Source organism: Rhodococcus sp. 7Tela_A2 (assembly GCF_049311045.1).
In the GTDB taxonomy this organism is placed as follows: domain Bacteria; phylum Actinomycetota; class Actinomycetes; order Mycobacteriales; family Mycobacteriaceae; genus Rhodococcus.
Genome location: NZ_JAXION010000057.1, coordinates 1 through 13,240, shown reverse-complemented (window position 1 = coordinate 13,240; position 13,240 = coordinate 1). Strand labels below are relative to the sequence as shown.

Here is a 13,240-nt window from a genome sequence, read left to right as displayed (position 1 = left end):
TCCTACTGCGGCATGCAGGATCTGTTCGGCGGCGTTGTGGGCCGGAGGCGGATGATCCCGAAAAGGTTAAACCTTTGTCGCTGTGATGCTAGCCGCACACTCTGGACACTCACTGTGGGGATTCCCACAGATTCTCTAACGATCGATAAATGTGGTCCGCAGTGTGTGATCGGGCACGCCGGTCGCGGCACCTCCGGAAGTACCGCGCCCCGCGGGTACGCTCAGACCCCGTGACGAGGATTATCGGAGACCGCAGGATCCTCGGTCTCCTCCTCTTGCTCGCCGGCCTGATCGCCGTGGCGCTGCTGGTTCCGCTCCCCTCCGTAGGACAGATTCGGGAGTGGTCCCAGTCGGTGAACGGCCCCACGCTGATCCTCACGTTCTTTGCGGTCCACACCCTGGTGACGATCGCTCCCGTGCCGCGAACGGTGTTCACGCTCAGCGCCGGTGTGCTCTTCGGGAGCGTGACCGGAATCGCGGTGTCGGTCGCCGCAACGACCGCAAGCGCGATTCTGGCGTTTCTTCTGCTGCGCGCGGTGGGACGCACCGTCGTCGAGGCGCATCTGACGCACCCCGCCGCCAAAGCGGTCGATCTGCGTCTGGCTCGCCGTGGCTGGCTCGCTGTCGGGTCCCTGAGATTGATCGCGGCTGCACCGTTTTTTGTCGTCAACTGCTGTTGCGCGGTGTCGTCGGTGCGATTCGTGCCGTACACCCTCGCCACGATGGTCGGCATCCTTCCCGGCACCGTCGGTGTCGTGTTGCTCGGCGATGCCCTCACCGGCCGGGCCGATCCTGCGTTGATGGTCGTCAGCGCCGTGTGTATCGCGGTCGGCATCGGTGGCCTCCTACTCGAAGCCCGACTCCCCGAACCGGCGGGTTCCGCTCTGGACGCTGTCGTCGATCCCCCGGCACACTCGCCCCGGAGCGAGTGACATGCCCCGGTCGATACTGAGTATTGCCCCGGCTCTGCCGCACTCCCCTTCACACTGGGAGCGATGACGGGGAGCGGAGCGGGAAGATGACGAGATACGAGTCCATTCGCGTCGAGACCGAGGATCGCGTGACCACGGTGGTCATGGCGCAACCGGGTCGTCGCAATGCCGTCGACGGTGCGATGGCTGCGGAACTCGCGCGGGCATTCGAAGAGTTCGACACCGACCCCGGCACCGACGTCGCCGTCCTGTACGGCGAGGGCGGGACGTTCTGCGCCGGCGCCGATCTGAAATCGATCGGTACAGAGAGAGCCAACACCGTCGCGGTGGAGGGTCACGGCCCGATGGGCCCGACGCGCCTGAGCATGTCGAAACCGGTGATCGCGGCGATCGAGGGCTATGCGGTGGCCGGTGGTCTCGAGCTTGCGATCTGGTGTGACCTGCGGGTTGCCGCGTCGGACGCCGTGTTCGGCGTGTTCTGCCGGCGCTGGGGAGTTCCGCTCATCGATGGCGGCACCGTGCGCCTACCGCGACTGATCGGCGAGAGCCGGGCCATGGACATGATTCTGACCGGCCGGCCGGTGGGTGCGGACGAGGCGCTCGGTTTCGGCCTGGCCAATCGTGTGGTCGAGCCCGGCACCGCGCGAGCAGCCGCAGAGCAGCTTGCCCGAGAGCTGACGCGCTTTCCGCAAACCTGCATGCGCAACGACCGCCGGTCGGCTCACAACCAGTTCGGACGCACAGAGCGAGAGGCCATGGCACTCGAGATCCGGGTCGGGATGGAATCTCTCGCGGTCGATACGACCCACGGCGCTGCTCGGTTCAGCGACGGAGAAGGCCGCCACGGCGACTTCTCGTAGACCGGCCCGGCTGGACGGGCGTGCGCCACGGGGTCATTTTGCCGGGGTCTTGCGGGGCCGTCCCCGGCGCGCCGGCCGGGCAGGAGACGGGCTCGCCGGCTCCGTCGACGGTTGTTCCTCGGCCCCCGATGCGCCGGACGGAGCGTCGCGCCAGCTGATTTCGATTTCGATTTCGATCTCGTCGCCGTCGACCTCGATCTCCAGCTCCCACCGCACTCGGTCGGCGACCTCCATCGTCACCGAGTCACCGGACGATCCCAGCTCCACCTCCGAGCCGTCGGCGAGAGCACGGCCGAGTTCGATCAGCCGCTCGGACGCTTCCTTACGAGAAAGCTCGGACGTCTTCTTGATCTCCAGCTTGGGCACGACGACTCCTGACCTCAGCGCAGTGTGCACTCACCGTAACCGCCGCGAGGTATGTGACCGGCCCGAACGAGAAGACGGACGGCGGGTCAGCGGCCGCACGAACCTTCGCGACCTCTGCCTGCATCGCCCTCGCTCGTGGGAAACTCGATCTCGGGATGGGTATCACACCGGGTACCGGTGTGGCTTCCCGGCCGCTCCGGCGACCCCGACCGAACGGCGGTGCACACCGCATGAGCGAACACCCACCTGCCGGCGAATCGTCCGGGGAAGTAGTGGCTCCTCGGCGGCTGCTGGGTCTCCTGCTGGCGATGGCGATGTTCGTCCTCGTCGTCGATACCTCACTGATGAACGTGTCCATCTCGTCTGTGGTTCGCGATCTCGACACGACCGTGAGCGGTGTTCAGTCGGCGATCGCGCTCGAGGCACTGGTCTCGGCCGCGTTCATCCTGATCGGCAGCAAGATCGGCGACCTCATCGGACGGAAGCGGGCCTACGTACTCGGCCTGCTGGGCTATGCCGTCGGTGCGACAGCCATGGCACTCGCACAGACCCTCACGGCGGTCATCGTCTTCTGGGCCGTCCTGGGCGGTATCGGCGCGTCGCTGCTGTTACCCGCCATGCAATCGCTCATCCACGGAAACTTCGAAGGGAAGGCGCAGAAGAAGGTCTACGCCCTGGTCGGGGCGGCCGCCGCGATCGCCGCTGCGGTCGGGCCACTGCTCGGCGGGTTCATCACCACGTTCCTGTCGTGGCGGGTGGGCTTCGTCCTCGAGGTTGTCGTCATCGGGATCGTGTTGTGCGGGATCGGACTCGTCCGCGACGTGCCGTACACCGGTCCGCGGACGATCGACCTGGTCGGCGCCGCCCTCTCCGTCGTGGGAATGGGTGGCGTCGTACTGGGGATTCTGGTGTGGCAGGAAGGCGGCGAGTTCGTCGGCGTGCTCCTCGTGCTCGGCGCACTCTCGCTGGTCTGCCTCGCGGGCTGGCTCGTGCGCCGCAAACATCGAGGGAAGACGACGTTGCTGGACCCGGATCTGTTTCACTCCACGATGTTCCGGCTTGGAATCACGGGACAGATGCTCCAGCAGATCGCCCTGGGCGGGACGATGATCGCGTTGCCCATCTACCTACAGATGGTGCTCGAATACAACGCGCTGCAAGCGGGACTGTCGCTCGCGCCGCTGTCTCTCAGTATGTTCGCGGTGGCGTTGCTCGCAGGCAACAAGGCCGGCGACCGGCGCCCCAGCAGCATCATCCGGGGAGGGTTCGTGCTGTTGACGATCGGCATCGCCGCGCTGATACCGATCGTGCCGCGAGCCGAATTCGGATGGGGGCTCATACTTCCCCTGATGATCGCCGGATCCGGCCTGGGTTTGCTGGTGTCCCAGCTCAACAACTACACACTCGCACCGATCGACGAAGAGCGCATCAGCGAAGCGGCGGGGGTCAACTCCGCGTCGGGGTCGTTCGGACTCTCGTTCGGACTCGCATTCGCAGGTGCTCTGATGCTGGCGACACTGTCCTTCACGTTCACGTCCATGGCGGAATCGAGCACCGTACTCCCTCCGGCCGAGCAGCGTCAGGTCGCGCACGTGCTCGAGGACGACGCGCAGGTCATGAGCAACACACAACTCGAACAACTGCTCGTAGAACAGCCGCCGGTGATTCGAGACGAGATCGTTCGGATCAACACGGACAGCCGTCCTCGCGCTCTCCAGGTTGCCTTGCTCGTTCCCCTTGTCGCAGGCCTCGCCGGGATCGTCACATGCCTACGGATGGGGCGCATACCCGATCCGGAATCCCACGAACCGGCGGACAGCACCTAGGCGGTGGTGTCCCCGGTCAGACCGGCCCTGCGCCGGGTCGCCTCGGTGATCGCGGACCAGTCCTGACGGGCCTGCCCGTGGGCCAGCGCATCGATGAACACATCTTCGAGCACGCTTCCGAACGGCAGTGTCACATCGGCCTCCCGCGCCTGGGCGCGTGCGAGACGCACATCCTTCAGCCCCAGAGCCAGTCCGAATCCGGTCGGCTCATACGTGCGACGAGAGATCATCCGCCCGTAGCCCTCGTAGACGGCACCGGGGAACAAGCTGTCGTTCATGATGTTCATCAGCAACTCCGGTGATCCGCCCACCTTCTCCGAGATGGTCGTCGCCTCGGCCATGGCCTGGAGTGCGTTGGCGATCAGATAGTTGCCGAGAATCTTGACGATGTTGGCCTGCTTGGGGTCCTCGCCGATCCGCCACGTCCGGCGTCCGATCGCCTCGAGCAGCGGAGCCACTTCCTCCACGGCGGAGGAGTCACCCGCGGCGAGCACCGTCAGGTTGCCCGCGTCCGCAACTTCCGCGCGCCCGAAGACCGGGGAGGCCACGTAGCGGACGCCGATACCTGTCAGCGCCTCCGCAGCGTGGGTAGCCATTTCGGGGCTCACCGTGGCGAGGTTGACGTGGATGGCACCCGGCGGCATCGCAGCGAGAGAGTCGGGAGACAGTACGGTGCCCGCGAATGCGTGGTCGTCGGCGAGTGCACTACACGAGATGGGCACACGCAACGCCTCCGCCGGCGAGTCGACTTCCGTGGCACCGTACTCGACCACAGCGCCGGCTTTGCCGGGGCTTCGATTCCAGACGGAGACGGTGTTTCCGGCTCGTGCCATATTGCGGGCCATCGGTGTACCCATCGTGCCGAGGCCGAGAAATCCGATCTCCACAGCAAAGTCCTTCCCATCGGGAAAGCGTGTTGGCGGCCGGTTCAACTCTAGCGCCGCCTCCGTGCGGGCGCGGGCGCTCGACGGAAGCGGGCGAACGGTCGCGGCGGCTCGTGAGACCCGAGAGAAGCAGTACCGCCGGATCACGCAGGGTCGTGGATCAGTCGTTCTGCAGTGCGTCGATCGCGGCTGCGAGTTTGGCGGCGGCGTCCTCCGCGACCTCACGCAACCCCTCGGTGTCGGCCACCTGCACCATGATCTGCGGGTTCATCGCATCGATGATGATCACGTCGTCGTTCTCGGGGTCCCGACGCACCACGACATTGCAGGGCAGGAGAAGTCCGATCTGCCTGTCCGTGGTCACGGCGCGATGCGCGAGTGGCGGATTGCACGCGCCGAGAATCACGTAGTCTTCGATGTCCTCGTCGAGCTTGGCCTTGAGCGTCGCCTTCATATCGATCTCGGTGAGAACACCGAAACCCTGCTCCGACAATGCTTTTCGAGTCCGGTCGAGTGCGTCGTCGAAGGTGGTCGCGAGAGTGGTCGAGAGTGCGAGGGTCATGGGTGTTTCCTTTCCGGTCCGGCGTCGGGCCCGCTTTGCGTCAGGCGGGCGCCGCCTCTCAGTATACCCCTCGGGGTATCCCCACTCCCCGTTCGGACGCCCGGCCCACCGGGCCGACCGAGGGTGCGCGACGAACTCGGACCCCTACTCCGGCGAGGGCGACGCCGACGTCCTCGACGGCCCGGACCAACTCACGACCACCGACCGCACCCCCGAACATTCCAGCATCGACCGAATCGGCCCGCCTGCGCACAACTGACGGTCGAGTTCTCTCTGTTGCGCGCCCAGATCACGGCCGTCGGGTACCCCGACGAGGATCTCGACAGGGGCAGTACTGCGCCCACCCTCGAGCAGGAGTTGTTCCTCGTGGACGGCATGGACCGGGACGTCCTCGTTTCCGGCAGCATCTCCGACGACGAGCGCGACGTAGTCGGCTTCGTCGTCGTGGTAGACGACGAGATGACTGGGGCGCGACGTTGCGGGCAAGGAAACGTCCACATGCTCGCCTCGACGCACCTCCTGCAGTTCCCCACCGAGGCTCACCCGCCGGGCAGTCCAGCTGAAGAATCCGGTATCAAACTCCTTCATCGCTCGCCCGCTCTCCTCGTGGTCACTCGTACGAGAGTTATTCGTCGCCGGAGTGCGGCGGGACGGGTGAGTGTTTCTGCGGACCTCCGCCGTCACACGTCAGCGCGAGCGGCGCTTGTCGCGTAACCGGGTAGCGAACTCGCGCGCCTTGCGCTGGTTCTCCGGTTTGGACGCTTCGCGCTTGACCACCTGGATTGCCTTGACGGCCACGCCGCCCTTGATGACCCTGCTGAGCATTCCCATCGTGTGCCTCCTGTCGTGCGGACATCGAATCCGATACTTCAAACGGTACGAGCCGACACCGGACTGCGCGACCTACCGGTAGTCCTCCGGACCCACCAGGAGGCACGGCAATGCTCCCGCGGTGACGACGAACGATCATCACGATCCACAGAAAGGACACGATATCCAGGTCCGAAGGTCCCTGATCGCGCGACGATCATCCCTTGTGCTGGGCCGACTTCCTGCAGAGAATCACCGCATGGGGAACTTCGGGGTGCCCGCCGACCTTTCGGACGACGAGATCGTAGAAGGCCTCTATTTCTGGCGAAACAGACTGCGCCACTTCGCTTCCGAAGGAGACACCGTCGCCGAGGAAGAGGCTCGCGCCGCCCTCGGACAATTCACGAGCGAGGCTCAGCGGCGCGGACTTCACTGAGGCGGGCGACCGCTCCCCCGGCTGTCGTCCGACGCCGCCCGGCGTTCGCTGCGCCCACCGCCGTGGCCGGATCGACCGTCGTCGATGCGTGGGAAACATGGGGGATCGCTAACGGTTTCCGGTTTCTCTCGGCGAGTCGAGTGGGCTCACCCGAACGGCCACAGTGGGTTCTGCGGAATCCTGCCCTTCCGACGGAACCGTCGGATCCACCACGAGAACAGGGACCGGACAGTGCGCCGTGAGATACTCCGCCACGCTGCCGAGCATCCGGGTCGACATCCCGCGGCCCCGCTTCCCGACGACCAGCACGTCTGCACGGTGGTTCTCGGCGTACCAGCGCAGGCACTCTCCGGGCGGACCTGCAAGAACCGCGTAACCCACCGGAACGGTCCCGGCGCCGGAGGCTGCCGCGGTCAGACGCTGCTTCGCCCGGTCCACCATCGTCGAGTCGGGGTCGTTGGCGTCGTCGTAGGACACGACCGCGACCAGCTCGAGAACTCCGCCGCCGCTCCCGAACAAGCGCAGCGCCGAGTGCAGCGCGTGCTCGGCCTCGACGGAAGCGTCGTACCCGACCATTACGCGGAGTCCGGACGCCTTCGCGGCGTCGGCGCCCCAGCTGTCGACGGACGTCACGTCGACGGAGCGGGGATTGCGTTCGACTCGCTCGTACGCAATGGGGACGAACAACGGCCCGAGGATCACCGCGATGAGTGTCCATCGACCGTCGTGTCCGCGGCGCGCCATCCATAGACCCGTCAGCAATCCGACGCACACCCACACGACGACGAAGACGGCAAATACGGTCCAGTTCACGATCTTCTCCTCGTACACGATGCAGCATCACGGTGTGTCCGCGTGCGGACCTCGGGGACAGTGCGCACCTCGGGGACAGTGCGGAAGTCGGGGACTGTGTCCCGCGCCGAGCTCGGCCGAACTCTGCCTCCCGGCGCCGCGCCGAGCCCGATCTCAGGCATGACGCTCACCCTTCTGGTAGACGTCGGGGATCCCGTCTCCGTCGTCGTCGACCGTCTCCAGTGCGACGATCCTCCGGTAGGTGCGGTTGCGGACGACAAGCACCGACGAAGCGCACAAGGCACTGAGCAGCGAGCCGCACAGGACGGCGACCTTGATGTGGTCGGCGGCAGGAGTCCCCGCGCCGTACGCGAGATCCCCGATCAGCAACGACACCGTGAATCCGATACCACCGAGCAGCGCGACACCGAACACATCGAGCCAGCTCAGTTCGTCGTCCAGGTGCGCGCGGGTGAAGCGCGCCACCAGGTAGCTGACACCGAAGATTCCGACGACCTTACCGATGACCAAGCCCGCAATCACGCCGATGGAGATGGGATCGGTGAGGGCATCGGCCAACCCCGTGAGGCCGCCGACCGTCACGCCGGCGGCGAAGAACGCGAACACCGGTACCGCGACTCCGGCGGACAGCGGGCGAATCCGGTGTTCGATGTGCTCGGCCACCGGAATCTTCTTACCGTCGACCATCCGTGACACCGGAACCACGAACCCGAGCAGGACGCCGGCAATCGTGGCGTGCACCCCGGATTCGTGGACGAGCCACCAGGTGACAGCAGCCAAGGGCACCAGCACCCACCATGCGTTCACCCCGCGCTGCAGGGCGAACCCGAACGCCAGCAGGGGAAGCAACGCAGCGCCGAGAAAGAGCAGCTTTACATCGTCGGTATAGAACACGGCGATCACCGTCACCGCCAGGAGGTCGTCCACCACGGCCAGCGTGAGCAGAAACGTCCGCAGCGCCGACGGCAGGTGTGCGCCGATCACAGCGAGGATGGCCACCGCGAACGCGATGTCGGTCGCGGTGGGGACCGCCCAGCCGTTGAGCGCCTCCGCACCGCCGCGCGCGTTGATCGCAACGAAGATCAGCGCGGGGACCACCATGCCGCCGAGCGCGGCGGTGACAGGCATCGCGGCGCGGCGCAGATCCCGCAGACTGCCTTCGACGAATTCGCGCTTCAGTTCCACACCGACGACGAAGAAGAAAACCGCGAGCAGCCCGTCCGCCGCCCACGTGCCCAACGACAAATCCATGTGGAGGGCCGACGGACCGACGGTGGTCTCGCGCAAGGCGTGGTAGGAGTCGGACCACGCGGTGTTCGCCCAGACGAGCGCGGCGACCGCCCCGACGAGCAGCAGGATGCCGCCCACCGTTTCTTTGCGCAGAATGTCCGCCACACGCCGGGATTCCTCCCAGGAACCACGGGACAGGAACGGAAGGCCGGAGAAGATGCTCGACATCACACGTCCTCGGAAGACAGCGCGGCCGACTGTCGTGCGGGGCAGCATCGGCCGGGCCGAGAATTCACGACGGGAGTCAACGCGCCGGGCATCCCGGCAGGCGGGGTTGGAGATACAACACGACGGTACACACAGTCCTCCGGCTCGAGAGTGAGATCATCACCTTGCCGACCAGACTTCCCGGCGCACCGGAAAGGACAGTACCGCACTCGTACGGTGCGGACGGTCGTCGCCCTCCTGCGCCTCGCACATGCTGGAGCAGGCCGTCGCGAGCAACCGGCGCTCCCGTGCGGTGATCCCGTATCTCTGGCACCATCATGGCGTGACGACCGATCGGATCGAAGTACAGCGGACCGTCAAGTCCGATCCCGCAGCGATTTTCGCGGTGCTGTGCGACCCCCAGGGGCACGTTGCCATCGACGGTTCCGGCATGTTGATGGACGCGGAGGGCCCGGTGGTGACCGCGGCCGGCGATAAATTCGTCGTTCACATGGACCGGGAGGCCCTCGGTGACATTCCGATGGGTGAATACGATGTCACGGTCACGATCAGAGACTTCGTCCCGGAACGAGAGATCTCCTGGACCATCCTGGGAAGAGTGCGACCCCAGATCGGGCACATCTACGGCTACCGGATCGAACCCGTCGACGACGGTTCTCTCGTGACGTCGTACTACGACTGGTCCGAGATCCACCCGACGTGGCGCGAGGCGGGCATCTTTCCGGTGATCTCCGAGGCGACTCTCAAATCGTCGCTCGGTATCCTCGCGCGCACCGTGCGCCGGGGTTATCCGCACTGATCACGGTACCCGGGGGTGCGTCACGTCCCGTGCCTGCCTCGGGCATGATCTCGACGTAGCCGTCCGTCCCGTTCACGCGAATGAGCGAGCCGTCCCGGATCGTCCCGGTGGCGTGCTGCACGCCCACCACGGCCGGCACGCCGTACTCCCGTGCCACCACCGCGCCGTGGGTCATCAGTCCGCCCACCTCGGTGACCAACCCGCCGATCGAGACGAACAATGGGGTCCAACTCGGATCGGTATACGCGGTGACCAGGATGTCGCCCGGCTCGAGGTCCGCCTTCGCCATGTCGTCGACCACCCGGGCTCTCCCCTCGACCACCCCGGCGGAGACCGGCATGCCGGTCAGTGCGCCGTCGGGGACGTCCTCACGCCGGTACTCCCCCACGATGACCTCCCCGTCGGACGTGAAGACCCGAGGGGGCGTGAGAGACGTGTACGTGCGGAACAAGTCTTTCCGCTCCCGCACAAGGGCGTCGCACTCTCGATGCGTGCGCACGATGTCGCGCAGTTCCTCGAACCTCAGGTAGAAGATGTCGTCCCGGTGGCGGAGTACACCTGCGTGCACGAGGCGCTCGGCTTCGGCGGACAGTGCTCGTTTGTACACGAAATAACGGCTGACCATGGCGTACTTCGGGTACTCCCGGTACCCCGAGAAAGTCCGGAGACGGTCGATCATCCGTTCGGTCTCGTCGGCTTTCCGATTCCCGTCCGGCAGCGTCCGTAGGCGTCCGAGCAACTCGCGTGTCGTTTCTTCCGCCTCACGCCGGCCGTGTTCGAAACGCCGCCTCGCAGCGCCGGGAGCAAAGTTCTCGACGTTGCCGACGATCACCGGCACCAGAGCCGTCGGCCGTTCGCTCCAGCGTGGCCTCGTGATGTCGATCTCGCCGGCACAGCGCATCCCGTACTCGGCGAGATACTCGTCGATCGCGGCTTCGGCCTGCGGGCCGCCGGGGATCTCACCCAGTTCCCGCCGGAAACGTTCGTCGTCGCCACCCGATCGCGCCACATGCCGAAGGAACTCCACCACCTCCGGGTACGGCCGGATCGCGTCCGCGACGTCGAGGAGCGCCAAACCCATCTCGGAGGTGACGTTGTGGGGAACGGATTGCGCGAGCGTGTCGGCAACGTTCCTCTTACCGAGCCACTCGTGGAGATGGGCGTCGAGCCACCGCGCCGATTCCGTCGCGGAGGTGATCACCCGAAGACTTCGCGGATCGAACAACAGCCGTCTCAGCTCCTGGATGTCGCATTCTATGAAATCGAGCAACGCCGTCCCGGATCTGCCACGGATCTCGCGCTGCAACGCGTCCAGAGAGGCCTCCGCGTGCGCGATCAACTCGGTGACGACCTCCGGGTCCGCGTCGAGCAGGTCGGGTGCGTCCGGCACGGGACCGCCCGGCTGCTCGTCGGTGCCCGATCCAACGAGATCCGCGCGGGCGAGAACGGTGTGCAAGGCATCCCCGATGAGTGGATCGGATCTTCCGAGGCCTTCCACCAGGGCGGCACGGGTCGCCGGTGCGGACAGCGCAGCGGTGACATCGACGAACAACCGTCCTCCCGCATCACGCATGGGTGCCGGACTCGTCAACTGCCACACGGAGATTCCCAACGGCTTCATGGCGTCGGTCATCATCTGCTGATGTCCGACCGACACGTAGACGTGTTTTTCTCCGTCCCGTACTGCGGGGAGCGGGAACAGGGTGGTGACGGGCCGACTCTGGACGACGCGGAAGTCGTCGCCCACCAGACACCATTCGATGTCCTGGGGGCAGCCGAAATGAGCCTCGATGTCCCGCCCCAGACGCGCGAGACGAAGGATCTGCGCGTCGGACAGGACGGGGATGTTCCGCCGCTCCGGTTCGACTTCCCGGACGCGCGTTCCCCCGGTGGGCGCAGCCCACAGAGCGTGCCGTTTCCGGGCAACCGCCCTGGTGACGACATCGCCTGCGCGCACGCTGTAGACGTCCGGGTTCACCGAGCCCGACACGAGCGCCTCACCGAGCCCGAAGACTGCTTCCACGGAAACGACCGTGCGATCGGAGGTAACCGGGTCGGCGGTGAACATAACCCCCGCCGCGTCCGGGAACACCATCTTCTGCACGACCACAGCCATACGGACCTGCCGGTGGTCGAATCCGTTCCGCATACGATAGGTGACGGCCCGCTCGGTGAACAGCGACGCCCAGCATCGCGTTACGCACCGAAGGATCTGGTCACGGCCCGAGACGTTGAGGTACGAATCCTGCTGTCCGGCGAAAGACGCCGTGGGCAAGTCCTCGGCGGTGGCACTGGACCGGACCGCGAAGGCGGCATCTCCACCGAACCCGCCGAGCGCCGCGAGGACCGCGCCCGCGACATCGTCCGGAACGCCGTGATCTTCGATGGAGTCGCGGAGCGTCCCGCTCGCCACACGGATCCCGTCGCGGTCGTCCGGGTCGAGTAGCGACAGTCGATCGAGCAGGTCACCGAATGACGGAACGGCGTCCATGGCACGCGTGAATGCATCCGCTGTGACGCAGAAGCCGTCCGGCACACGCGTCCCTGCGACCCTCGTGAGTTCTCCTAGATTCGCCCCTTTTCCTCCTGCCGGCGCCCCCTGTTCCCGCCCGACCTCATCTAGACCCAGTACGTAGTTCATGCCCGCTCCTCTCGCTGCGCGCCCGAGCACTCTGCGAGCGAGTATGGGCCGAAAATCCGGGTCTCATGAGGTCGCCCGATGCGGTATAACGTGAAAGGGGGATAGCGAGACGTGTATACCCCGTCCTAGCGGGCTTGGGGTTCCGGAGCGTCCGCTGAACGCACACGGCGCCAACGTATTCGAGGTTTTCGGGCGCCGGAAACGTATCGCGATGCCAGGATTCTCTCACCACCCGGCCATTTTCGTGCGTGCCTGTTGCGCCACTGAACCGTCCGAGGAGAGATATGCACCGGAAACTGTCCCGCCTGATCGTCACCCCGCTCGTCACCGTCGCGGCCGCATCACTGAGCGTGGGTGTGGCGCACGCGGTCCCGTGGAACTCCGTCGACTTGTTCCCGCCGAAGGATCCCGTCGAGACACCGTTCTGCAGCATCGATTACGTCGATCCCAACGACTTCGGTCGTTTCGACAGCAGTGACGTCACCGTGGCCTCGCCCGCACCCGGGCAAGTGATCTTCACGTTCCACACCCATTCGCAGTCTGCAGCGCCGTACACCCAGAGGGCGCATGTGGTCTGGGCAAACCTCGACACGGGTTTCAACGGCGTCGGCGAGGCAACGGCGCGTATCGACGCTGGTGACACGATCATCGAGTTGCCTGTCCAGAACACGGAACCGGGCCGGATCACGGCCGTCACCGGTGTCACCAACACCGCAGACAACGGGCAGAACGTTACGTACTACGACTGCTCCACCGAATACACCGTGCCCTGACGAAGCACGCCGCCCGGGCGGCCCCCCCGGCCCGCCCGCCGCCCCCGCGCACCCCGCCGCCCCCCACCCCCCCCCCCCCC

The 13,240-nt window shown here is 66.0% G+C and carries 14 protein-coding genes; 6 read left to right on the top strand and 8 right to left on the bottom strand.

The genetic code is table 11. The features are described 5' to 3' along the window. Positions 1 to 230 precede the first annotated feature (230 nt). Both TVH25_RS12355 and TVH25_RS12350 read left to right on the top strand, forming a co-directional pair. Complete coding sequence (locus tag TVH25_RS12355; protein ID WP_296549529.1) at positions 231 to 932, top strand: TVP38/TMEM64 family protein; 702 nt, start codon at positions 231 to 233, stop codon at positions 930 to 932. An 86-nt stretch (positions 933 to 1,018) separates the two neighbouring features. Continuing rightward, positions 1,019 to 1,792, top strand: coding sequence for a crotonase/enoyl-CoA hydratase family protein (locus TVH25_RS12350; RefSeq protein ID WP_296549528.1), 774 nt, complete (start codon positions 1,019 to 1,021; stop codon positions 1,790 to 1,792). Positions 1,793 to 1,825: 33 nt separating this feature from the next. On the opposite strand, the gene TVH25_RS12345 is transcribed toward TVH25_RS12350, so the two are convergent. Next, complete coding sequence (locus tag TVH25_RS12345) at positions 1,826 to 2,158, bottom strand: amphi-Trp domain-containing protein (protein WP_169652118.1); 333 nt, start codon at positions 2,156 to 2,158, stop codon at positions 1,826 to 1,828. 230 nt (positions 2,159 to 2,388) lie between these two features. Between TVH25_RS12345 and TVH25_RS12340 the strand changes: the two genes are divergently transcribed. Beyond that, positions 2,389 to 3,984 carry an MFS transporter gene (locus TVH25_RS12340; RefSeq protein ID WP_169621944.1) on the top strand — a complete coding sequence of 532 codons (1,596 nt, stop codon included), beginning with the start codon at positions 2,389 to 2,391 and terminating at the stop codon, positions 3,982 to 3,984. Here the strand turns inward: TVH25_RS12340 and TVH25_RS12335 are convergent. The 4 genes from TVH25_RS12335 to TVH25_RS12320 form a co-directional block, all read right to left on the bottom strand. Continuing rightward, complete coding sequence (locus tag TVH25_RS12335) at positions 3,981 to 4,871, bottom strand: NAD(P)-dependent oxidoreductase (RefSeq protein WP_169652119.1); 891 nt, start codon at positions 4,869 to 4,871, stop codon at positions 3,981 to 3,983. The two genes, TVH25_RS12340 and TVH25_RS12335, sit on opposite strands and share 4 nt — an antisense overlap. Before the next feature lie 157 nt (positions 4,872 to 5,028). After that, a complete protein-coding gene (locus tag TVH25_RS12330; RefSeq protein ID WP_169621942.1) occupies positions 5,029 to 5,430 on the bottom strand; it encodes a DUF302 domain-containing protein in 402 nt (133 codons plus the stop codon). 144 nt (positions 5,431 to 5,574) lie between these two features. Then, positions 5,575 to 6,018, bottom strand: coding sequence for a hypothetical protein (locus TVH25_RS12325; protein WP_422424300.1), 444 nt, complete (start codon positions 6,016 to 6,018; stop codon positions 5,575 to 5,577). A gap of 99 nt (positions 6,019 to 6,117) precedes the next feature. Then, complete coding sequence (locus TVH25_RS12320) at positions 6,118 to 6,261, bottom strand: hypothetical protein (RefSeq protein WP_169621940.1); 144 nt, start codon at positions 6,259 to 6,261, stop codon at positions 6,118 to 6,120. 238 nt (positions 6,262 to 6,499) lie between these two features. Between TVH25_RS12320 and TVH25_RS12315 the strand changes: the two genes are divergently transcribed. Further along, on the top strand, positions 6,500 to 6,676 hold the full coding sequence (locus TVH25_RS12315) for a hypothetical protein (protein WP_169621939.1): 177 nt from the start codon (positions 6,500 to 6,502) through the stop codon (positions 6,674 to 6,676). 108 nt (positions 6,677 to 6,784) lie between these two features. On the opposite strand, the gene TVH25_RS12310 is transcribed toward TVH25_RS12315, so the two are convergent. Next, complete coding sequence (locus TVH25_RS12310) at positions 6,785 to 7,489, bottom strand: universal stress protein (protein WP_169621938.1); 705 nt, start codon at positions 7,487 to 7,489, stop codon at positions 6,785 to 6,787. A gap of 153 nt (positions 7,490 to 7,642) precedes the next feature. After that, complete coding sequence (nhaA, locus tag TVH25_RS12305) at positions 7,643 to 8,947, bottom strand: Na+/H+ antiporter NhaA (protein WP_422424299.1); 1,305 nt, start codon at positions 8,945 to 8,947, stop codon at positions 7,643 to 7,645. A gap of 322 nt (positions 8,948 to 9,269) precedes the next feature. On the opposite strand from nhaA, the gene TVH25_RS12300 reads away from it, so the two are divergent. Next, positions 9,270 to 9,746 (top strand): polyketide cyclase, encoded by a 477-nt coding sequence (locus tag TVH25_RS12300; RefSeq protein ID WP_169621936.1) that lies wholly within the window; start codon positions 9,270 to 9,272, stop codon positions 9,744 to 9,746. On the opposite strand, the gene rph is transcribed toward TVH25_RS12300, so the two are convergent. Then, entirely contained in the window at positions 9,691 to 12,387 is a 2,697-nt protein-coding gene (gene rph / locus TVH25_RS12295; RefSeq protein WP_422424298.1) for a rifamycin-inactivating phosphotransferase, read from the bottom strand. The genes TVH25_RS12300 and rph overlap by 56 nt on opposite strands. Positions 12,388 to 12,671: 284 nt before the next feature. Between rph and TVH25_RS12290 the strand changes: the two genes are divergently transcribed. Then, on the top strand, positions 12,672 to 13,160 hold the full coding sequence (locus tag TVH25_RS12290; RefSeq protein ID WP_422424297.1) for a hypothetical protein: 489 nt from the start codon (positions 12,672 to 12,674) through the stop codon (positions 13,158 to 13,160). Positions 13,161 to 13,240: the final 80 nt, after the last annotated feature.

Bases quoted from the DNA above. Each gene is read 5' to 3' on its own strand.
- TVH25_RS12350 (WP_296549528.1), top strand. From the start codon at position 1,019: ATGACGAGATACGAGTCCATTCGCGTCGAGACCGAGGATCGCGTGACC.
- TVH25_RS12340 (WP_169621944.1), top strand. From the start codon at position 2,389: ATGAGCGAACACCCACCTGCCGGCGAATCGTCCGGGGAAGTAGTGGCT.
- TVH25_RS12330 (WP_169621942.1), bottom strand. From the start codon at position 5,430: ATGACCCTCGCACTCTCGACCACTCTCGCGACCACCTTCGACGACGCA.
- TVH25_RS12325 (WP_422424300.1), bottom strand. From the start codon at position 6,018: ATGAAGGAGTTTGATACCGGATTCTTCAGCTGGACTGCCCGGCGGGTG.
- TVH25_RS12320 (WP_169621940.1), bottom strand. From the start codon at position 6,261: ATGGGAATGCTCAGCAGGGTCATCAAGGGCGGCGTGGCCGTCAAGGCA.
- TVH25_RS12315 (WP_169621939.1), top strand. From the start codon at position 6,500: ATGGGGAACTTCGGGGTGCCCGCCGACCTTTCGGACGACGAGATCGTA.
- nhaA (WP_422424299.1), bottom strand. From the start codon at position 8,947: ATGTCGAGCATCTTCTCCGGCCTTCCGTTCCTGTCCCGTGGTTCCTGG.
- rph (WP_422424298.1), bottom strand. From the start codon at position 12,387: ATGAACTACGTACTGGGTCTAGATGAGGTCGGGCGGGAACAGGGGGCG.
- TVH25_RS12290 (WP_422424297.1), top strand. From the start codon at position 12,672: ATGCACCGGAAACTGTCCCGCCTGATCGTCACCCCGCTCGTCACCGTC.